Source organism: Gordonia hongkongensis, from assembly GCF_023078355.1.
In the GTDB taxonomy this organism is placed as follows: domain Bacteria; phylum Actinomycetota; class Actinomycetes; order Mycobacteriales; family Mycobacteriaceae; genus Gordonia; species Gordonia hongkongensis.
Window position 1 is genome coordinate 3,039,854 of record NZ_CP095552.1, and the last position, 19,930, is coordinate 3,059,783.

The following is a 19,930-nucleotide window of genomic DNA, read 5'->3' on the forward strand; positions in this document are numbered from 1 at the left end:
CGCAGGGTTACTCGTTACGAAGTCCCGCCGGCCGGCGTCCATCCGAGTGCCGGTCCGAGCTGCCCGGCGAGATCACCCACGATCTGCAGGTAGTCCGGCTCGTCGAAGGAGAACGGCAACGCGAAGGCCACCTCGGTGGCGCGTTGGAATCCCGCGTGCTCATACAGTCTCTCGGCGAGTTCATCGGACGGTCCGACGAGGTCCGGCGAGAACAGGAGGCCCCGCGGGCCCTGCGGGGTGAGCGTGCGCTCGAACCGACTGTCGGCATACGCCCGGTACTTGCGGATCTGGTCCGCGGTCGCGGAATCCGTGGGGATCACCACGAGCCCTTGGGACACGCGCGCACGGTCGGGGTTAACGTGATGGGCACGGTAGGCGTCGATGTGTTCGGCCTGGATGGTCGCGAAGTCGCGCGACTCCGTGCCCTCGGTGGTCACCACCGACGAGGTCAGATAGTTGATGCCTTGCCGGCCCGCCCAGATCGCCGAGCTCAATCCACCTCCGTACCAGACCCGATCGGCGAGACCCGGCGAATGCGGCTGCACCCGTCGGGAGAACGTCTCTATCCCGACGGTGCCCTCGAAGTCGCTGACGGGTTCGCCCCGCAGGTTGTCCAGGAGCCTCACCACCCGGTCCTTCGAGAAGTTCTCGAGCGCATGGGTTTCGGGATACAGCGCGGTCTTGAAGTCGTCGTAGCGCATCGGCACACCGACGGAGACCCCCGGGTTGAGCCGTCCCCCGCTGAGGATGTCGACCGTCGCCAGGTCTTAGGCCAGCCGCAGCGGATTCTCCAGACCGAGCGGGATCACCGCGGTACCGAGCTCGATACGGCTGGTGCGCACCGCCGCGGCCGCCAGCAGGGCCACCGGCGAGGAGATGCCGTACTGCAGATGCCGGTTGCGCACCCACACGCTGTCGAAGCCGAGTTGCTCGGCCAGCTCGATCATCCGGAGCGTCTCGAGGTGACCGGGGCGCGGGTCGTCACCGTCGAAGCGTCCGATCGTCAGGAAACCGAGCTTCCGGAGTGGTTCACCGCGTCGTGGCATGCAATCGATTTTCACACCGTCTGGCAGCGGAGACATGTCGGCGAATCAGGGTGGGTCGAATTCTTCGAAGGTCACACCGGCGCGCCGCGTCTATAGTCGGGGCACACCGCCGCCGACCGAACGGATCGCCATGCCGCCCACTGTCGCGGAGAGGATCGTCGAGGAACTCGAGCGCGCCGGAGTCCGGCACGTCCACGGGTTGCCCGGTGATTCACTCAACGGTTTCACCGATGCCCTGCGGAGAAACGACACCATCTCGTGGCGACATGTGCGACACGAGGAGTCGGCGGCGTTCGCCGCGTCCGCCGAAGCCGCGCTCACCGGTGAACTGGCGGTGTGCGTGGGAAGTTGCGGGCCCGGCAACCTGCACCTGATCAACGGACTGTTCGACGCACACCGCAGTCGTGTCCCGGTCCTCGCGATCGCCGCGCACATCCCGGCGACGGAGATCGGCACCGGCTACTTCCAGGAGACCCACCCCGAGCAGCTGTTCCGGGAATGCAGCGCCTTCTGCGAGATGGTCGGCACGCCCGACCAGATGCCGCGCCTGCTCGACATCGCCCTGCGCACCGCGGTCGAGAAACAGGATGTGGCGGTCCTCGTCATCCCGGGCGAGACCTTCCTGGCGCCGTGCCCGAAACGGCGCGCCGGCGCCCCCATCCGCCGTATCCCGCGGGTCACCCGCCCCACCGATGCCGAGATCGACCGCGCCGCAGACACTCTCAACGCCTCCGAGCGCGTGACTATTCTCGCCGGGGCGGGGGTGCAGGGGTCTCACGACGAGGTCGTCGAGCTCGCCCGTGCCCTGCAGGCCCCCGTCGTGCACGCGTTGCGGGGCAAGGAATTCATCGAGTACGACAACCCCTACGACGTGGGAATGACCGGGCTGCTCGGCTTCTCGTCCGGATACCGGGCGATCGAGAAGTGCGACACACTGCTCATGCTGGGCACCGACTTCCCCTATGAACAGTTCTATCCGTCGAAGGCGACCATCATCCAGGTCGACATCCGTGGCGAGCAGATCGGTCGACGCTGCCCCGTCGACCTGCCACTCGTCGGCGATGTCGGCGACACCGCCCGTGCGCTCCTGCCGAAGATCTCCACCGGCCGCGACTCCGCACACCTGTCGACCTCGTTGGCCCACTACGCCACGGCACGGCGCCGCCTCGACGACCTCGCCGACAACGACCGCAACCGGACGCCCATCCACCCGCAGTACCTCACCCGCCTCATCAGCGAGAAAGCCGACCGCGACGCGGTGTTCATCCCCGACGTCGGCTCACCGGTGGTGTGGGCGGCGCGCTACCTCGAGATGAACGGGGCCCGTCGCCTGATCGGCTCGTTCACCCACGGCTCGATGGCCAATGCCGTGTCCCAGGCGATCGGCGCACAGACCGCCTTCCCGGACCGCCAGATCGTTGCGCTCGCCGGCGACGGCGGGCTCGCGATGCTGCTCGGCGAGCTGCTGACCATCACCCAGAACAACCTGCCGGTGAAGATCGTCGTCTTCGACAACTCGTCGCTGAACTTCGTCGAGGTCGAGATGAAGGCGGCCGGATTCGTCAACTACGGAACCGATCTGGAGAATCCGGACTTCGCCGCGCTGGCGGAGTCGCTCGGTATCCACGGTCGGCGCGTCGAGCGGCCGGACGACCTGGCCGGTGCGGTCGACGAGCTCCTCGCGCACGATGGTCCGGCGCTGCTCGATGTCGTCACCGCTCGGCAGGAGCTGTCCATCCCGCCGACGATCACCGCCGCCCAGGCCAAGGGCTTCACGCTGTACGCGCTCCGCACCGTACTGTCCGGACGCGGCGACGAACTGGTCGACCTCGCCGAGACCAATCTCTTCCGGCGGCTGTTCGACTAGGCGTTTCGGTCCGCAGCCACCTGCAGGCCGAGAATCGCTTCGGTGACACCGGCTGTCCAGGTGGACGTGTCGACACGGTGAACGGCTGACTCCCCCGCATACGCGCTCGATATGACGACGTCCGGGGCAAGAGTGGCCAGCAGTTCGAGGCTCCCCGCGAGCTGGACGGGGTCACTGATGCCCGGGAGATACCCGGCGGTCCACCGCCCCGACTCGCTGCGATAGAGGGTGTCCCCGGTGAACAGGTAGCGGTCGCCGTCGGCGCCGTGCACCAGGTAGCTCGTGCTACCCGGGGAATGGCCGGGTGTCGGGATCACCTCGACCCCGTTGCCGTCCGTGTGCCGGTCCGCGAGCCCCACCCCGATCCGCGCGTAGCGGCCGATCCGGTCCGCTTCGGCGAAAGGAGCGTGCAGTGTCGTCCCGAATCGTCCGTGGATCGCAGCCAGCAGCGGCCCGGCCTCATCCTGATGCGACAGATATTGCTCGTCGATCCCACCCAGGCGGTAGAGCTCATCGAACTCGGAGTCCGACGCAACCGAGTAGAAGAGGACATTTCGAGTCGACCTCCACAGGTAGCCATGCGTGGTCAGTCCCGGAAACGGGTTGTCGGAGCTGGTCTCCCACAGGTCGGCGAATACGCGGCGCATCGATACCTCCACGAGTTGGTTGGATGTCCCACCACGGTGCAACTTCGAGTTCACTTGAAGTCAAGACGCCGTTGCCGACTGGTCAGCAGAGCACCGCGGGTGATACACATCTAGGAATCCGTCTCACGTCAGGAGTCCTGTGTCCACCTCGCTGCCACCCGATACTCCTGCCTTTCCGGCGGCGGTCGCCTACGAGTCCGCGATGACCAACCAGCGTCTGCGAGGCGTGCGGGCGCTGGTACGGCAGTTCACCCGCAAAGACCTCTTCCCGGAGCCGGAGAACCTCCGCACCTTCGCCGAGGACATGTTCCGCACCGATCCCGTGGCCGAACGATTCGTCGACGAGGTCTACGGCACGCTGGGCGGCGAGGCGGCCCGGGCCCTGCTCGATCAGGCACTCACCGACGGCCTGGACAGCATCGACGATCCCCCGCCGGCACTGGTCGACCTGTTCGAGGAATTCGAGACGGTGCCCGACTGGGTCGACCCCGAGCTGATCACGGAGGGCGAGGCCATCTGGCGCCGGTGGGGTACCGGCCTGTTCAGCGTCGCCGGGGGGATCACCCTGGAGATGTACACCGAGGCCGCGGTCGCGAAACCGCTCTCGCTGGCCGGGGGCTATGCGGGCGACAACGCTCTGCGACGTTTCCTGGAGACCTCGCGTTTCTGGATCGACGTCTCGCACCCGGGCGCGTTGCTGACGCCGGGGTCGCAGGGTCGTGCGACGGCGATGCGGGTACGCATCATGCACGTGTGGGTCCGGCGCACCGTCGCCGAACACCCGGAATGGGACCGCCGACGCTGGGGCGACCCGATCAGTCAGTCCTACCAACTACTGACCCTGCTGGGCGGCAGCGTGGTGCCCGCGATGGCGCTGTGGCTGACCAGAGTACAGACGACACCCCGCGAGATCCGCGTCCTGCTGCACTATCAGCGCTACCTCGGCCACCTACTCGGGGTGCGCACGCAGTGGTATCCGGAAACGATCGCCGACTCGTTGCGATTGCTGGCCTTCGTCACGTCCACCCGCACCTACGACGCCGGGGCCGACGGCGCAGAGCTCATCGAGTCGTTCCCGGCCGCGTTCGCGAAGCGCGGGTCGACCGGCTTGCAGCGGTTGCGCGGCACATACAACGCGGCGATGTACGCGGCGTACTCGAGCATCTACATGCTGCCCACGACGCGGCTGCGCTACCGGATGCCCAGTCCGGTTCCGGGGATGCTCGTCATCGTGCTCCGACTACCGGTGGTGATCGTCGTCGAAACCACCCGTCGACTCTCACCTCGATTCCGTCGACTTCACGAGAAGTGGATGTGCCGCCATCGGGAGAACTGGCACGACTGGCAGACCTCGGGTCGCCCGGCCGAGTACGCCCACGGGAAAGGTCTCCGGCGCTGACCGCGGTGTCGGAGAGTTACTCCGGAGTTGGACTCGAATGCGCACACCGTTAGCGTGTTCGAAGTGACGCACACCCCGACGACCACCGCCACGACCACCGACGATCCCTCCGGGATCGGATCCCGCGTCGGCCACTACTACGTGCTCGACGGCTCGTATCAGGTCGGCCGCGAGAAGGTGCGTGAGTACGCACGCGCGGTCCAGGACTACCACGGCGCCCACTGGGAGCCCGAAGCCGCAGCCGCCCTTGGCTATTCCGGTCTCGTCGCGCCGCTCACCTTCACCTCCATCCCGGCGATGGCGGCGAACCGGGAGCTGTTCGAGAAGGTCATCGTCGGATACGACACCTACGTCCAGACCGAGCAGGTCTTCGAGCAGCACCGCCCGATCGTCGCCGGCGACGAGCTGACGACGGACGTGGAGCTGACGAGTGTCCGTCGGATCGCGGGCAAAGACCTGATCACCGTGACCAACACCATGACCGATGCCTCAGGCGAGCGTGTGCACACCATGCACACGACGGTCGTCGGGGTCACCGCCGACGAGGTCGACCCCGAGTTGAGCAGTGCGGTCCGCAAGGTGATGATGCACGACGTCAACATCTTCAGCCACGACGAAGCGGCGGAACGATACGTGCGGACGGTCCGTCCCGACGCTGACGTCCGCACCGCTGACGACAGCGGGCGGACATCGGGCGCACGGAACTTCGACGAGCTGAACGTCGGCGACGAACTGCCTCTGCACACGATCAGGTTGTCGCGCGGCGATCTGGTCAACTACGGCGGTGTCGCGGGCGACGCGAACCCCATCCATTGGGACGAGACGAGCGCAAAACTGGCCGGCCTGCCTGATGTCATCGCGCACGGCATGCTGACCATGGGGCTCGGGGCCGCTTTCGTGTCGTCGTGGTCGGGCGACCCGGGTGCCGTCACCCGCTACGCGGTGCGCCTGTCCCAGCCCGCTGTCGTGTCCGGCGCCGAGGGCGGCGAGATCGAGTACAGCGGGCGGATCAAGTCGCTCGATCCGGCGACCCGGACGGGCGTCGTGATCGTGGTGGCCAAGTCGGGCGGCCGCAAGATCTTCGGTCTCGCCACACTGAATATCCGCTTCTCGTGACCCCGGGGGTCAGTACTCCCCTTTGATGACGAAGTACGACCCGCGGATCACGCCGGCGAGTTTCGATTTCTGACGCGCGAACTTGAACGTCGACTCCAACTCGGCCGGGACGTCCATGCCGTCCGAGAGCTTGAACCCGACGGCACGCTTCCCGCCGGGATCGATGCTGTACATGACGTTCACCGCGAGGCCGGACTCGTAGAACACGTACGACATGTGCAGCCGTCCGTCGTCCGGGCCCACCTCGAAGTCGCTGACCTCGAGCGCGGGTGAGGCGATGGTGATGTCGCGCTCGTCGGCCAGGATCGCGGTCACCCGGTCGCGGATTTCGGGCGCGTCCGACGCCGGGACGACGGTGAAGTCGTGCCCGTACTTCGTCTTGTAGTACCGGGCCTCGTTTGCCCGGAGTCCCGCCAGCGCCTCCGCAACCGGTGAACTCTCGAGTCCCGCGGTGGAGACCTGCTTGAAGTCGATCACGTCACCCATGACCCTCCCTCCGGCAGGTTGCCTCAGACAGCGTAAAGCCCCCGACCGCGGTCGGGGGCTTTATCGATGCAGCGCGACGCTCACTCCAGGACGAACACCGGTATCTGCCGATCGGTCTTCGTCTGGTACTCGGCGTAGGGCGGGAAGGCGGCGACGGCCAGCTCCCACCAGTGATCGCGCTCCTCGCCGTCACTCAGCTCGCGCGCGGTCAATTCCTTCACCTCGGTACCGTCCTGCGCGGTGACCTGGGGGTTCGCCTTCACGTTGTGGTACCACGCCGGATGCTCGGGCGCGCCGCCCTTCGAGGCGACCATGAGGTACTTGCCGTTCTCCTCCACGCGCATCAGCGGGACGTAGCGCTTCTTGCCCGACTTCGCGCCGGTCGTGGTGAACAGGACGATCGGACGGTCCATCACGGTCACACCGTCGGTCGTGCCCTGCTCCAGGATCTTCTCGGTCTGCTCGCGGACCCAGCCTTCAGGACTCAACTCTGCGTTAGCACTCATGGTGGGCTGAACACCACAGCTCGGCCGGGTATTCCCCGCAGCGCCGTCTGTGTCGTGACTCTCCGATACTGTGTGCCCGGACCTGACCTCGACCGTGAGATCTCACCGATGACCACACCATGCCGTGCTCTCGTACCGACGCCGGTCGGCACCGTGGCCGTCGACAGCAATGGATCGGCCGTCGTGCGCGTGGCCTGGCGAGTGACCACCGACGTACCGACCGATGACGAGACCATCGATCCCGTTCTCGCAGAGGCGATTCGACAGATCCGCGCCTATTTCGCCGGTGACCTGACCGAGTTCGACCTGCCTGTCGATCTCGATCGGATGTCGGACGCCGCCCGGGCGGTCCTGTCGACGCTGCACCGGACGGTCGCCCACGGCGACACGGTCACCTACGGCGAACTCGCGGCGATGAGCGGCACGCGGGTCTCTGCGCGCGGCGTCGGCACGATCATGGGGATCAACCCCCTGCCGTTGATCATCCCGTGTCATCGCGTCGTCGCCGGCGACGGACTCGGCGGCTACTCGGGCGGCGCGGACGGTCAGGGTCTGGCGACCAAACGCTGGCTGCTCGAGTTCGAGGGCGCTCTCTCGCCGACGCTGTTCTGATCAGGAGCCCAGCCGACTACGCCGACCCCTGAGATCGATGTCGCATGCGACATCGATCCGTCTACGCGACCTCGATCGAAGTCGCATCAGCGGACCGATGTCGCACGCGACGTGAGTTCGTGATCCGGCATCCTCGAGCGTCGAGCGTCATGTGCGCGACGCCCCGGACAGATGTTCGACGACCAGCGACTGCAGCCTTGGAGCGTCCGAGCCGAGCCACAACGACAGGTGCGTTCCCTCGTCGACGGCTTCGAGGCGAGCATCGGGCAGCGTCTGCGCGGCATGGACACTCTGATCGAACGGGACGTCGGCGTCGGTTCGGGAGTGTATCGCCAGCACGGGTGCGGTCACCTCCGCGAGCGGTAGGTCGAGTTCGCGAAATTGGTCGAAGTCATTGTCGAAACCAGCTTTTCGCGACCCCGACACGGTGTCGAACAGATCGATCGCCAGCGTGCGCTGGTCGTCATCGGCGATGATCTCCGCGGTGAGCGCCCTGATCTGTACACGCGACAGGTCTCCCTCACCGGACAGGAGTGTCGAGATGGCCGTGGACGGCGCCTTCGACGCGACCGTGGTCGCCAGCCACTGACCGAAACGACTGAAGAGAAGCTTCTCCTCGGACAGTTCGAGTCGTCCACGCAGGCTGCTCCGCGGATCGAAGCGGGTGCTGACCGCGGCGACCGCGACGATCGCGTACACCCGCTCGGGTACGGAAGCCGCCAACGAGTAGGCGACGGGCCCGCCACCGGACCAGCACATCAGCCCGAAACGATCGATCCCCACCGAGTCCAGCACCGCCCTGACCAGTTCCGCCTGCGCGGCCGGACGTCGTGTGTCGCCGCCCAGGGGCGTACCCAGGTAGCCCGGTCGAGAGACCGCGATGACGCGATGCGCCCCGGCCAGGAAGCGCGTCATCAGGACCCCCTGGTCGCAGCCACCCGGGGACCCGTGCACGAACACCAGCGGCGGCCCGGACCCGACGTCGACATATTCGACCGGCCCGGTCGGCGTCTCGACGAGGCGCGGTTCCGTCGAGTGACTGTCCGAGTGAGCGAGCCCCATGGATGTACCTCCTCCGACGACCGTGGTGCGACGGTAGCGCCGGCGCGACGCCCGCGCGGCACAACGCGGTGAAACGGCGCGAACGGGTGAACCCCGAACGCGGCCGCACCCGAGTCATCCCTCCTCTTTCGAGACTCTTTTTGCGACTATCAAGCCTTTTGACCGCCAATTCTGGTTAGAGTCTCGAAATACCGGCGCGTCTTTTGAGTCTGTCTCGATACTTCTGAGATACGCTGTCGCGGTGACAGCAGACGCAACACAGCCGTCGGGGATGGCCCTCGGTTACGCACGCGACTCCCCCGGCGCCCACGCACTCGCGCCCCAGATCGACGCGCTCACCGATGCCGGGGTGGACCCCGCGCGGATCTACACCGATGCGACCGATCGCTCCGCGCCCGCGGGTCAGCGGCCCGGGATGGCCGCCCTCCTCGACTACGCGCGAGCCGGCGACACCACGGTGGTCGTCGGCATCGACCGCCTCGGCCGGAACGTTCGCGAGGTCATGGAGGTCGCGAACCAGATGACCGGGCGCCGCATCGGACTGCGCTCGCTCCGCGAGGGAATCGACACCGCCGACCCGACCGGAGCGATGATCGTCGCGGTGCTGGCGTCGCTGGCCGAACTCGACGACGACGCGCCGAGACGGTCGGACCGTTCCACGCCGAGAACCCTGCGTGGGTCCACGTCGGCAATCGGCCGGCCGCGGGCGCTCGACGCCGATCAAGTGGTGCGCGCCGAACAGATGCGCGCGCAGGGGGTTTCCGTACCCAGGATCGCGCAAGAGCTCGGGGTGAGCCGCGCGACCCTGTATCGCACCCTGGCCGAGAGGCGTTCGGTCCGTTGAAGAATCCCGACTCCGACCTCCCCGAACTCGACATCGTCACCGAGTACGGCGTCGTCACGCGCCTGCCCACGTCGTTCCCGATCTTCGACGCCGAACTCGACGAGCACCTCGATCCGGACCTGTTCCAGCAGGGTTTCGTCGATGCCGCGGCCGATCTCGGTGCGCTTCCCGCGCCGTGGGCGCGACAACTGGCGTCGTCGACGCTCGCGTGTCCGCCCGACCCCGACGACGAGGAACCGAGTTACACACGCGGCTATCGCGCCGCCCTCTACGGACACCTCCGGCACGCCGGAAAGTAAGCGCCGCAAAGGGTCTCGGTACCGACGCCCGGAAGGTCGGACTTGCCGCAATCGAACCGCCGCCCCGGCAAAGGATCTCGTGCGCTGACGTACTGGTCGTTGGCAAATCGTGATCACCTGGTGACGTCAACGCCCCTCGCGACACGCATGCTCGGTGCGACCATGGACCGAGTCGGGGGATGCGGTTCGCGAACGCGGGCCGGGCGCAGTGCCGAACGGGGGCACGCGCCGCATGTCGGGCGGGTCAAGTCGGCGGGCCGCACTTTCGGACACTGCTAGGTGGTCGCGCCATGACCCGATCGACGAACATCAACAGCAGTGCGTCGGGTGGAGACGACCCCAACGCACGCGAACTGGAAGCCCTGCGAACGGAATTGGACGGGATCGACGACCGTCTGCTCGAAGACGTGCGGGCCCGGATCGAGGTCTGCACACGCATCGCGGAACTCAAACGACGGCACGCCATCCCGGTGATGCAGCCGCGCCGGGTCGGCGCTGTACACGAACACGCCCACCGGTTCGCCATCGATCACGGTTTGTCCACCGATTTCCTGCATGCCCTCTACGACCTCATGATCTCGGAGACCTGTCGGGTCGAGGATCTGATCGTCGGGACCGAGACGTCGCAGCGAGCGGAGCCGGATCGTGACCCCGCCCGACACCCGTCCGCCGTCGCGAGCGCGGACTGAGGTGGACCCGGTGCGCACACTGCTGATCGACAACTACGACTCGTTCACGTACAACCTGTACGCATTGTTGACCCAGGTCAACCGCCGGGAGCCGGTCGTCGTCGCCAACGATGTGCCCTGGACGTCGGTGGACCTGACAGCTTTCGACAACGTGGTGGTCTCCCCCGGCCCGGGCCGTCCGGACTCCCCCCGCGACTTCGGGATCAGCGCACGGGCGCTGACCGACAGCGGACTACCCGTGCTCGGGGTGTGCCTGGGCCACCAGGGCCTGTGCCATGTGTTCGGCAGCCCGGTGGTACGGGCCCCTGAACCGCGGCACGGACGACTCAGCGCCGTCCACCACGACGGCCGCGGCTTGTTCGCGGGACTGCCCTCCCCGTTCCGGGCGGTCAGGTATCACTCGCTGGCGGTGGTGGATGTCCCCGACGAGTTGGAGGAGCAGGCGTGGTCCGACGACGGCGTCCTGATGGCGGTGCGCCACCGGGTGTTGCCGATGTGGGGAGTGCAGTTCCATCCGGAGTCGATCTGCAGCGAGTACGGCCGGGAGCTGTTGGCCAACTTCGCGGCGGCCACCCGGGTGCGAGCGCACCGCGGGGTCTCGGCCGGGGCGAGTCGGGCGTCGGCGACGACGGAGCGCCCGGCGAGTGAGGCGTCGACGAGTGAATCGGCGGGGAGTGAATCGGCGGGGAATCGGCACGAGGGTTTCCGGGTCCGATCGGTTCGGGTGGAACACGTTTTGGACCCGAACAGCGTCTATGAACGACTGTTCGCCGGTGGCCCGAACAGCTATTGGCTCGACCGGTCGGCGGCCGAGGAGACCGACGGTCGCTTCTCCGTCATGGGAGACTGCTCGGGCCCCCACGCCGAGTATGTGACTTACCGGGTCCCGGAAATGACTGTGCGAGTCGAACATTCGGACGGTACAGCGGAGGAGGTCCGCAGCACCTTCTTCGACTACCTCGACGCCCAGCTGCGGGCGCGTGCGGTGGCTGCGCAGCCTGAGCTGCCGTTCGCGTTCTGTCTGGGGTACGTCGGCTATCTCGGCTACGAGCTCAAAGCGGACACCGGCGGCCAGCTGGCGCATGCCTCCGAGCAGGCCGACGCTGCGCTTGTGTTCGCCGACCGCGCGGTGGTGATCGACCACGGACACGGGTGTGCGTATGTGCTCGCACTGGAACCGGTCGAGAGCCCGGATCCCGATGTCGCGACGTGGTTGGACGAGACGGCGTCGACCATTCGGGAGATGCGAACCGCCACACCCGCTCCGGCGACGACTCCCCCGCTGGTCCCGGCGCCCCACGAGGTGCCGATCGTGTTCCGCCACAACCGCCAGACGTACCTGAGGCTCATCGAGGACTGTCTGGCGGAGATCCGGTCCGGGGAGTCGTACGAGGTGTGTCTGACGAACTCGGCGACCGTGCACCGCAGCCTCGACCCCGTGTCCGGGTATTCGTGTCTGCGGGAGATCAGCCCGATGCCCTACAACGCCCTTCTGCAGTTCGCCGGGATGTCGGTGCTCAGCGCGTCGCCGGAACGGTTCTTGAAGATCGGTGCGGACGGGACGGTCGAGTCGAAGCCGATCAAGGGAACACGGCCGCGGTCGGCCGATCCCACCGAGGACCACCACTTGCGATGCGCGCTACGGGCGAGCGAGAAGGACCGGTCAGAGAACCTGATGATCGTGGACCTCGTCCGTAACGACCTGTCGCGTGTCTGCGTCCCGGGGTCGGTGCATGTGCCGTCACTGTTCGACATCGAGACCTACGCACCCGTGCATCAAATGGTGTCGACCGTGCGGGGGACGCTGCGGAACGGGGTGTCGGCGGTCGACTGTGTGCGGGCGGCCTTTCCCGGCGGTTCGATGACCGGCGCACCGAAGATCCGCACGATGGAGATCATCGACAAACTCGAGGCGGGTCCGCGGGGCGTGTACTCGGGGGCGATCGGCTTCTTCTCGCTCACCGGAACCGCCGACCTGTCGATCGTGATCCGCACGTTGGTGGCGACCGGTTCCGAGGTGACGTTCGGGGTCGGCGGCGCGATCGTCGCGCTGTCGGATCCGGACGAGGAGTTCGAGGAGACGATGGTCAAGGCCCTGACCATGCGGCGCTGCCTGTCCGTCGCCGAGGAGAGCGGCCAGTGATCGGATCGGCCGCCCCCGGTGCGCGGTCGGTGGTCGTGGCCGGCGGAGCAGGGGCGGTGGGATCCATGTTCGCCGACCGGTGGCGCAGTGGCGGCGACCTCGTGCACATCCTGGACGCCACCTCCGGTGACGACATCCGTGCTCCCGGCCCAGAGGCGACCGCTCGGGTGCGCGCGGCGGACATCGTGGTCCTCGCGGTGCCCGAGGATGTCGCCCTCGCCTCGCTGAGGACGGTGCGATCACTGATGGGCCCGACCGCGATGCTGGTGGAGACGCTGTCGGTGAAGACCCGGTTCGCGGCTGCTGTCGGCGGACTGGACGAGAGCCGGTGCGCGACAATCGGTCCGGTCGTCGGCGTGAACCCGATGTTCGCCCCATCCCTCGGTCTGCCCGGTCGGGCGATTGCGGCGGTCGTCCATCGCGCTGGACCCGGGGTGGACCGCCTGATCAACGATCTGGCGAGGTGGGGCGCGCGCGTGCAGGTCACCACCGCCGATCGGCACGACCGCCTGTGCGCCGCGGTGCAGGCCCTCACGCATGCGACCATCCTGTCGTTCGGGATCGCGCTCGCCGATCTCGGCGTCGAGGCCGACGAGGCGGCGACACTGGCCACCCCACCGTTCATGACGATGTCGGCGATGCTGGCGCGCGTCGCCGGTGGGACACCGGAGGTGTACCGGGACGTGCAGTCGTCGAACCCGTGCGCGTCGACGGCCCGGGATGCGTTGACGCGTGCGGTGTCCCGGGTCTCCGCCACCTGCGACGGCGACAGCGACACCGACGAGTTCACGGCGCTGCTCGCCCGGGCCGGGGCGCCGCTGGGCGATCGCGGCAGCGAGTATGCCGGGCTGTGCGCGCAACTGTTCGCCGGGTTGGCGTCGTGACCGGCACGTTGCCCGACCACGACGCCGCCGACCCGGTGGAGACAGCGGTGATCCGTGGGCTGGTGCGCAGCTGGCCGCGGCGGGCCACGGTGCGCCGCATCGAGCCCGAACTCGATGGCCCCACGATGGACGATCTCTACGACGATGGCTGTGTCGACTATCCCGAGACACTGCTCCCCTTCGCCGGACATCCGGGATGGAACGGGCTCGACGAGGACCGCCGGTCCCGGGTCCGGGCGTGGGGGTGGATCGCCTACAACAAGAACGTCGTCGACATCGAACAAGACGTGGTCACACCCGGTTTCGGACTGCTGTTCCGGGACGCCTTCGGCACCGGGTTCTCCGACGCCGGGAGGGCGGCGGTCGTTCAGTCGATGGTCGACGAGGAGTACCACACGCTGATGCACCTGAACGCGTCCGCGCTGACCCGCCGTCGGCGTGCCTGGACGCTCCCGGATGCCACACTGCCCGAGTCGTTGATGGTGCGCCGCCATCGGGCGGCGCTCGCACGTGCGGAGTCGGCACGAGCCGCGGCGCTCACGACCCTGGCATACGCGACTGTCGCCGAGACCTCCATCGGGGACTACCTCACGTTGATCGCCGAGGATCGGACGATCCAACCGGTTCACCAGGCCACCGTCGCCCTGCATCGCCGCGACGAGCGCGCGCACGGCTCGGTCGCCGGCGAGATGATCGCGATGGTCCACGACCGGCTCGGCCCGGACGACCGGCTCATCCTTGCGCATGCGCTGCGCGACGGCGTCGACGCGTTCACGGCGACCGACACCGCCGCGTGGTCGGCCATCCTCGCCGCCGAGCAGATCCCGGACGGCGTCACGATGCTGCGCGAGTCCGCCGAGGATCCCGATAGACGACGAGTCCTGCAGGATTGCAGTGCGGTCGACCGGCTACTCGCCCGGTTCGGCGCCCTGGGTTGACCTGCGCCGGTGATCGTCGGGTGGGCGGCTACGGTGGTGACCGTGAACGAGCCCGACAGCCCGCGAGTGGCGACACCGGCCGACGCGGCGACCATGGCCGAACTGCTCGACGCCTTCAACCGCGAGTACGGCGAACCGTCTCCCGGACCGGCCGCCCTGGCCGATCGACTGACCAATTTACTTTCGCGCAGTTCGACTTTCGCGATCGTAGCCGGCGACCCGATCACCTCGCTTGGCCTGGTGACCATCCGGACCAACGTCTGGGTCGACGGCGGCATCGCCCTGCTCGACGAGATGTACACCACGCCCGCCCAACGCAGCCGCGGACTCGGTGGTGCCGTCCTCACCGCCGCGGTTGCCGAGGCGGCACGACGGGGCGCCGGGGAATTCGAGATCGAGGTCGACGAACCCGACGTCGACGCGCACCGCTTCTATGCCCGGCACGGGTTCCCGCTGCGCGACCCCGAGACCGGCGACCGGGCGTTCGTTCTCCGCAAGGAGCTGACCGCTCCGTAATCCGATGGAATCCCGCCCGTGCCAGTAGGGTACGGGCGTGGTTCAGCTGACAGTGGGAAGCCATCGCGACAACGCGACGACCGACGTCCTCCTCACCGCGGAGAAGTTCAATCGGCACACCTTCTGGTGCGGCCAGAGCGGCTCCGGGAAGACCTACGCGCTCGGGGTGGTTCTCGAACAGCTGCTGCTCCGAACCCGACTCCCGTTGCTGATCCTCGATCCGAACGCGGACTTCACCCGGTTGCCCGAGACACGGGGTACCGCCGACCCCACCGCCGCGGATGCGATCGCGGCATCCGACATCCGGGTCCTGCATTCGACGCGACGTGACGGACCGCAATTGCGGACGCGATTCCTGACCCTGCCCCTGGCCGCGAAGGCCGCGGTCCTGCAGTTGGATCCGATCGCCGACGCCGACGAGTACAACGTCCTGCTGCACGCCGACGCCACACTCACCGAGACATCGGACCAGACCACCTACCTCGACGCTCTACGCAGTTCCGCCGACCCCGGACATCAGCGGCTGGCCAAGCGGATCGAGAATCTGCAGGTCCTCGACTGGGCACTCTGGGCGCGGGGTGACCTCGCAGCGACCGACGTCATCGACGAGCGACCCCAGGCGACCGTGCTCGACCTGGGTGGGTTCGCCCACCCAGCGGAACCGAAGGTCGCCGCTCTCAGTGTGCTCGAACACCTCTGGGCCCACCGCGACGAGCGGCGCCCGATACTCATCGTGATCGACGAGGCCCACAACATCTGCCCACCGCAGGCCACCAGCGCGGTCGAGCAGGCGCTGATCGACCGGGTCGTGCAGATCGCGGCCGAGGGCCGCAAGTTCGGCCTCTGGCTGCTGCTGTCGACCCAGCGGCCGACCAAGATCCACCCCAATGTCCTGTCCCAGTGCGACAACCTGTGCCTGATGCGGATGAACGCCCCACGCGATCTCGCCGAGCTGGCCGACACCTTCGGCTTCGTACCCGAACACCTCCTGGCGGAGTCGCCCGGGTTCCGCCAGGGTGAGGCACTCCTCGCCGGTGGGTTCATCACCGCGCCCACGTACACGCAGATGGGTGCCCGGATCACCGAGGAAGGCGGCGCCGACGTCGCGGTGCCGCTGGTCGTGTGAGCGGTCGATGGTTCCGAGAACAAAACCCCGGTGAGCGACGCTCACCGGGGTTTTCTGTCGGGCTGACAGGATTTGAACCTGCGACCACTTGACCCCCAGTCAAGTGCGCTACCAAACTGCGCCACAGCCCGTTGCTCCCTGGAGAAGCGGAGCGATGTAAAGCCTAGCCGACGAGCACGGTTCCGAACCAATCGCCTGGTCAGGCCTCATTTCGGGCCGGTGGCCAGATGTAGTGCGTCGTTGCTTCTGCCGCCACGAAGCGCTACATCTGACACCGGCTGCTAGACGGTCGAACGCTTCTTGAAGAAGATCCACCCGGCGGTCACCAGAACGGCACCCACGAGGGAGCCGATGATGCCACTCGGGCGGAGCTCGAGGCCGTCGCCCGAGAGCAGGCTGATGAGCAGTCCGCCGACGAAGGAGCCGACGATGCCGGCCACCAGGGCGAGACCCCAGTCGACGGTGCGCAGGTTCTTGCCGCCGAGGAGGATCTGCGCCAGGGCGCCGATGACCATGCCGAAAACGATGATTGCCAGGATGAGCACGAGACGCAGTATCTCACAGCAGGTGTCGTGCGCCACCGGCACGCGACACATCCACCGGAGATGGGCAGGTCCGCCACCTGCGCGGTGGCGGACCTGCCCAACGGTGGTGGAGTCGCCGGACGGTGATCAGCGTTTGCGGCGCTGCTCCCGCTTGTCGCGGACGCGGACGTTGATCCGGACGGGCGAACCGTCGAAGTTGAATTCCTCGCGCAAGCGCCGCTCCAGGAACCGGCGATAGCCCGCCTCGAGGAAGCCGGTGGTGAACAGCACGAAGGTCGGCGGCCGCACCGAGGCCTGGGTCGCGAACATCACGCGCGGCTGCCGGCCACCGCGCAGCGGCGGCGGATTGGCGGCGATGACGTCCTTGAGCCAGTTGTTCAGCGGGCCGGTCGAGATGCGCTTGTCCCATGAGTCGAGCGCGGATTCCAGTGCGGGGACCAACTTCTGGACGGCCCGGCCGGTCGACGCCGAGATGTTCACCCGACGCGCCCATGGCACGCGGGCCAGCTCGCGGTCGATCTCCTTGTCCAGCTGGTACCGGCGGTCCTCGTCGACGAGATCCCATTTGTTGAACGCGATCACGAGGGCGCGGCCGCTCTCGATGATGAGCGACAGCACCCGCAGATCCTGTTCGGTGATCGGTTCCGACGCGTCGATCAGCAGGATCGCCACCTCGGCCGCGTCGAGCGCCGACCGCGTCCGCAACGACGCGTAGTACTCGTGGCCGCTCGCGGTCCGCACCTTGCGGCGCAGACCGGCGGTGTCGACGAAGTTCCAGGTCTTGCCGCCCAGTTCGACGAGTTCGTCGACCGGATCCACGGTTGTCCCGGCGACATTGTCGACCACCGACCGCTCGGTGCCGGTGAGCTTGTTCAGCAGCGAACTCTTGCCGACGTTCGGCTTGCCCACCAGGGCGACGCGACGCGGGCCACCGAGAGTCGGTGCCTCCCGCGGGGTCTCGGGCAGCTTGTCCAGGATGATGTCGAGCAGATCACCGGCGCCGCGGCCGTGTGCGGCCGACACCGGATACGGCTCACCGAGTCCCAGCGACCACAGCGATGCGGTGTCGGACTCGAGTCGCTCGCTGTCGACCTTGTTGGCACACAGGATGACCGGGGTCTTCGAGCGTCGCAGGACCCGTGCGACAGCCTCGTCGGTCGCGGTCGCGCCGACCGTGGCGTCGACGACGACGACGATCGCGTCGGCGGTGCGCATCGCCAGCTCGGCCTGCGCGGCGACGGCCTGCTGCAGGCCCTTCGCGTCGGGTTCCCAACCACCGGTGTCGACGACGGTGAACCGCCGGCCCGACCACGACGCCGCGTACGACACCCGGTCCCGGGTGACGCCGGGGATGTCCTCGACCACGGCTTCACGACGCCCCAGGATGCGGTTGACGAGCGTCGACTTGCCGACGTTCGGCCGCCCGACGATCGCGACCACCGGCATGTGTTCGACACCGGACGCGTCGTCGGCTCCCCCGACATCGGTCAGTTGCCAGTCGGATTCGTCCGACCAGGTGCCGTCGCCGGGTAGCGCCGCGAGGTCGTTCGAGTAGTCGTCACTCACCGTTCCACTGCTCCGATCCGGGTCGCGACGAGGCCGCTCAGTTCCGCGAGCACCTCGTCGAGGGTCTTGTCGCTGGTGTCGACGACGGTCGCGTCGTCGGCCGCGCGCAACGGCGAGACCTTGCGTGTCGAGTCGAGATGGTCGCGGCGGTTCACGCTCGCCAGCACCGCGTCGTAGTCGCTGTCGCGACCGCCGGCGAGATTCTGCTTGTGCCGGCGCTCGGCCCGCGCCTCGGGTGTCGCGGTGAGGAAGATCTTGACGTCGGCGTCGGGGAACACCACGGTCCCGATGTCGCGCCCCTCCACGACCACGAACCGGCCCTGCGCATTCTGCTGTTGCAGCGCAACCAGTTTGGTGCGCACCTCGGGTACCGCCGAGACCGCGGAGACGGCGCTGGTGACGTGGTCGGTGCGGATCGGCCCGGAGACGTCGCGCCCGTCGAGGAAGACCTTGGCGCCGTCCCCATCGGGGACCAACTCGATGGCGACGTCGGCGACCACGCGGGCGATTCCGGCCGGATCATCCAGCGCGACACCGGCATCGAGAACGGCGAGAGTCACTGCGCGGTACATCGCGCCGGTGTCGAGATAGCTGGCGCCGACCTCGGCGGCCAGGAGTTTGGACACCGAGGACTTGCCCGTACCGGCCGGACCGTCGATCGCCACGACATGCGTGGTCCCGCCGGCGGACTCCGAAGCTCCGTCGCTCACAGGCCGACCGCCCTGTACAGTCCACCGACCTCGTCGTTGCCGAGGACGCGCAGGCTGCCCGGGCGCTGCTCACCCAACGCGACCGAACCGACATGGGTGCGAACCAGTTTGACGACAGGGAAGCCGACCTCGTCCATCATGCGCCGCACCACGCGGTTGCGACCCTCGTGGAGGGTGATCCGCACCAGCGACTGGCCCTCGTGGACCTCGATCACGGTGAACTTGTCGACCGTCACCGGGCCGTCGTCGAGTTCGACGCCCTCGCGCATGCGACGTCCGATCCCGCGGGGCACCTCGCCCTTGAGCGTGGCGAGGTAGGTCTTGGGCACCTCGAAGGACGGGTGCATCAACCGGTGCGCGAGTTCACCGTCGTTGGTCAGCAGCAGCAGACCCTCGGTGTCGGCGTCGAGGCGGCCGACGTGGAACAGACGCTGACCGGCCATGACCCGCTCGGCGACCACATCACCGACGCAGGGACGGCCCTGGTCGTCGGACATCGTCGACTGCCAGCCCTTGGGTTTGTTGAAGGCGAGGTACTGCCGGGTCTCGTCCATGATCACGCGGGCACCGTCGACGCGGATGATCGCGGTGTCCGGGTCGATGCGCAGCCCCTGCTCGGTGACGATCTCCCCGTCGACCTCGACACGACCCGCCGCGATCAGTTCCTCGGCGCCGCGGCGCGAGGCCACCCCCGCCTGGGCGAGCACCTTCTGCAGGCGGACGCCGTCTTCGACGTAGTTGGCGCCGGCACCCTCGCCGTGCTCAGGCGTCTGGTGCCGCGCCGGTCGGGCGTTGTTCAGCCGGATCCGGCCCACTTCGGCGTTCGGCTTCGACGACCCCTTGCGGTGGTCTTCTTGGTTCGCGGCTGTTGTGCGGGCGCGCCCTTGCGGCGTTTTCCCGGTGAGCCATCTCGGCCAGCGGATGCCATG

The 19,930-nt window shown here is 67.8% G+C and carries 19 protein-coding genes, 1 tRNA gene and 2 pseudogenes; 12 read left to right on the plus strand and 10 right to left on the minus strand.

Annotated elements, in window-relative coordinates; all coding sequences use genetic code 11:
- Window positions 1–14: 14 nt before the first annotated feature.
- Window positions 15–1,046: pseudogene (locus MVF96_RS13905) on the minus strand (LLM class flavin-dependent oxidoreductase).
- A 130-nt stretch (window positions 1,047–1,176) separates the two neighbouring features.
- Between MVF96_RS13905 and poxB the strand changes: the two are divergent.
- A complete protein-coding gene (gene poxB, locus MVF96_RS13910) occupies window positions 1,177–2,913 on the plus strand; it encodes a ubiquinone-dependent pyruvate dehydrogenase (RefSeq protein ID WP_247449389.1) in 1,737 nt (578 codons plus the stop codon).
- Here the strand turns inward: poxB and MVF96_RS13915 are convergent.
- Window positions 2,910–3,560: an MBL fold metallo-hydrolase gene (locus tag MVF96_RS13915; protein WP_247449391.1), complete on the minus strand. Its 651-nt coding sequence runs from the start codon at window positions 3,558–3,560 to the stop codon at window positions 2,910–2,912. The genes poxB and MVF96_RS13915 overlap by 4 nt on opposite strands.
- A 139-nt stretch (window positions 3,561–3,699) precedes the next feature.
- On the opposite strand from MVF96_RS13915, the gene MVF96_RS13920 reads away from it, so the two are divergent.
- Window positions 3,700–4,959, plus strand: a complete 1,260-nt coding sequence (locus tag MVF96_RS13920; protein WP_247449393.1) for an oxygenase MpaB family protein — start codon at window positions 3,700–3,702, stop codon at window positions 4,957–4,959.
- A 63-nt stretch (window positions 4,960–5,022) separates the two neighbouring features.
- Window positions 5,023–6,075 carry a fused (3R)-hydroxyacyl-ACP dehydratase subunits HadA/HadB gene (locus MVF96_RS13925; RefSeq protein ID WP_137810029.1) on the plus strand — a complete coding sequence of 351 codons (1,053 nt, stop codon included), beginning with the start codon at window positions 5,023–5,025 and terminating at the stop codon, window positions 6,073–6,075.
- A gap of 9 nt (window positions 6,076–6,084) precedes the next feature.
- On the opposite strand, the gene MVF96_RS13930 is transcribed toward MVF96_RS13925, so the two are convergent.
- Together MVF96_RS13930 and MVF96_RS13935 are read right to left on the minus strand one after the other, a co-directional pair.
- On the minus strand, window positions 6,085–6,561 hold the full coding sequence (locus MVF96_RS13930) for a phage tail protein (RefSeq protein WP_247449395.1): 477 nt from the start codon (window positions 6,559–6,561) through the stop codon (window positions 6,085–6,087).
- A gap of 80 nt (window positions 6,562–6,641) precedes the next feature.
- Window positions 6,642–7,067: a nitroreductase family deazaflavin-dependent oxidoreductase gene (locus MVF96_RS13935; protein WP_086536526.1), complete on the minus strand. Its 426-nt coding sequence runs from the start codon at window positions 7,065–7,067 to the stop codon at window positions 6,642–6,644.
- Between the two features lie 108 nt (window positions 7,068–7,175).
- Here MVF96_RS13935 and MVF96_RS13940 point away from each other — a divergent pair, with 108 nt between their 5' ends.
- A complete protein-coding gene (locus MVF96_RS13940; protein ID WP_247449397.1) occupies window positions 7,176–7,679 on the plus strand; it encodes a methylated-DNA--[protein]-cysteine S-methyltransferase in 504 nt (167 codons plus the stop codon).
- 147 nt (window positions 7,680–7,826) lie between these two features.
- Here MVF96_RS13940 and MVF96_RS13945 read toward each other — a convergent pair whose 3' ends face one another.
- On the minus strand, window positions 7,827–8,741 hold the full coding sequence (locus MVF96_RS13945; RefSeq protein ID WP_247449398.1) for an alpha/beta fold hydrolase: 915 nt from the start codon (window positions 8,739–8,741) through the stop codon (window positions 7,827–7,829).
- A gap of 271 nt (window positions 8,742–9,012) precedes the next feature.
- On the opposite strand from MVF96_RS13945, the gene MVF96_RS13950 reads away from it, so the two are divergent.
- From MVF96_RS13950 to MVF96_RS13985, 8 genes are all read left to right on the plus strand, one after another.
- Entirely contained in the window at window positions 9,013–9,585 is a 573-nt protein-coding gene (locus MVF96_RS13950; RefSeq protein WP_205333703.1) for a recombinase family protein, read from the plus strand.
- On the plus strand, window positions 9,582–9,884 hold the full coding sequence (locus MVF96_RS13955) for a hypothetical protein (protein WP_065629820.1): 303 nt from the start codon (window positions 9,582–9,584) through the stop codon (window positions 9,882–9,884). Before MVF96_RS13950 ends, MVF96_RS13955 begins: the two co-directional genes overlap by 4 nt.
- Before the next feature lie 290 nt (window positions 9,885–10,174).
- Complete coding sequence (locus tag MVF96_RS13960; RefSeq protein ID WP_247449400.1) at window positions 10,175–10,573, plus strand: chorismate mutase family protein; 399 nt, start codon at window positions 10,175–10,177, stop codon at window positions 10,571–10,573.
- Between the two features lies 1 nt (window position 10,574).
- Complete coding sequence (gene pabB, locus MVF96_RS13965) at window positions 10,575–12,716, plus strand: aminodeoxychorismate synthase component I (protein ID WP_247452109.1); 2,142 nt, start codon at window positions 10,575–10,577, stop codon at window positions 12,714–12,716.
- The gene (locus MVF96_RS13970) at window positions 12,713–13,600 is read left to right on the plus strand and encodes a prephenate dehydrogenase dimerization domain-containing protein (protein WP_247449402.1); all 888 of its coding nucleotides are present in this window, start codon (window positions 12,713–12,715) and stop codon (window positions 13,598–13,600) included. Before pabB ends, MVF96_RS13970 begins: the two co-directional genes overlap by 4 nt.
- Window positions 13,597–14,538 carry a diiron oxygenase gene (locus MVF96_RS13975; protein ID WP_247449403.1) on the plus strand — a complete coding sequence of 314 codons (942 nt, stop codon included), beginning with the start codon at window positions 13,597–13,599 and terminating at the stop codon, window positions 14,536–14,538. The genes MVF96_RS13970 and MVF96_RS13975 overlap by 4 nt, the downstream gene beginning before the upstream one ends.
- Window positions 14,539–14,580: 42 nt before the next feature.
- On the plus strand, window positions 14,581–15,054 hold the full coding sequence (locus tag MVF96_RS13980; RefSeq protein ID WP_247449405.1) for a GNAT family N-acetyltransferase: 474 nt from the start codon (window positions 14,581–14,583) through the stop codon (window positions 15,052–15,054).
- A 37-nt stretch (window positions 15,055–15,091) separates the two neighbouring features.
- Complete coding sequence (locus MVF96_RS13985; protein ID WP_247449407.1) at window positions 15,092–16,180, plus strand: ATP-binding protein; 1,089 nt, start codon at window positions 15,092–15,094, stop codon at window positions 16,178–16,180.
- A gap of 57 nt (window positions 16,181–16,237) precedes the next feature.
- On the opposite strand, the gene MVF96_RS13990 is transcribed toward MVF96_RS13985, so the two are convergent.
- The 5 genes and pseudogenes from MVF96_RS13990 to MVF96_RS14010 form a co-directional block, all read right to left on the minus strand.
- Window positions 16,238–16,311: transfer RNA gene (locus tag MVF96_RS13990), tRNA-Pro, on the minus strand.
- Window positions 16,312–16,461: 150 nt separating this feature from the next.
- Window positions 16,462–16,725 (minus strand): GlsB/YeaQ/YmgE family stress response membrane protein, encoded by a 264-nt coding sequence (locus tag MVF96_RS13995; RefSeq protein ID WP_065629874.1) that lies wholly within the window; start codon window positions 16,723–16,725, stop codon window positions 16,462–16,464.
- Window positions 16,726–16,851: 126 nt separating this feature from the next.
- Window positions 16,852–18,291, minus strand: coding sequence for a ribosome biogenesis GTPase Der (gene der / locus MVF96_RS14000; protein WP_058253160.1), 1,440 nt, complete (start codon window positions 18,289–18,291; stop codon window positions 16,852–16,854).
- Complete coding sequence (cmk, locus tag MVF96_RS14005) at window positions 18,288–19,001, minus strand: (d)CMP kinase (RefSeq protein ID WP_058253159.1); 714 nt, start codon at window positions 18,999–19,001, stop codon at window positions 18,288–18,290. The genes der and cmk overlap by 4 nt, the downstream gene beginning before the upstream one ends.
- Window positions 18,998–19,929, minus strand: a pseudogene (locus tag MVF96_RS14010) (pseudouridine synthase). Before MVF96_RS14010 ends, cmk begins: the two are co-directional and overlap by 4 nt.
- Between the last annotated feature and the right edge of the window lies 1 nt (window position 19,930).

Bases quoted from the DNA above. Each gene is read 5' to 3' on its own strand.
- poxB (WP_247449389.1), top strand. From the start codon at position 1,177: ATGCCGCCCACTGTCGCGGAGAGGATCGTCGAGGAACTCGAGCGCGCC.
- MVF96_RS13915 (WP_247449391.1), bottom strand. From the start codon at position 3,560: ATGCGCCGCGTATTCGCCGACCTGTGGGAGACCAGCTCCGACAACCCG.
- MVF96_RS13930 (WP_247449395.1), bottom strand. From the start codon at position 6,561: ATGGGTGACGTGATCGACTTCAAGCAGGTCTCCACCGCGGGACTCGAG.
- MVF96_RS13935 (WP_086536526.1), bottom strand. From the start codon at position 7,067: ATGAGTGCTAACGCAGAGTTGAGTCCTGAAGGCTGGGTCCGCGAGCAG.
- MVF96_RS13940 (WP_247449397.1), top strand. From the start codon at position 7,176: ATGACCACACCATGCCGTGCTCTCGTACCGACGCCGGTCGGCACCGTG.
- MVF96_RS13945 (WP_247449398.1), bottom strand. From the start codon at position 8,741: ATGGGGCTCGCTCACTCGGACAGTCACTCGACGGAACCGCGCCTCGTC.
- MVF96_RS13950 (WP_205333703.1), top strand. From the start codon at position 9,013: ATGGCCCTCGGTTACGCACGCGACTCCCCCGGCGCCCACGCACTCGCG.
- MVF96_RS13960 (WP_247449400.1), top strand. From the start codon at position 10,175: ATGACCCGATCGACGAACATCAACAGCAGTGCGTCGGGTGGAGACGAC.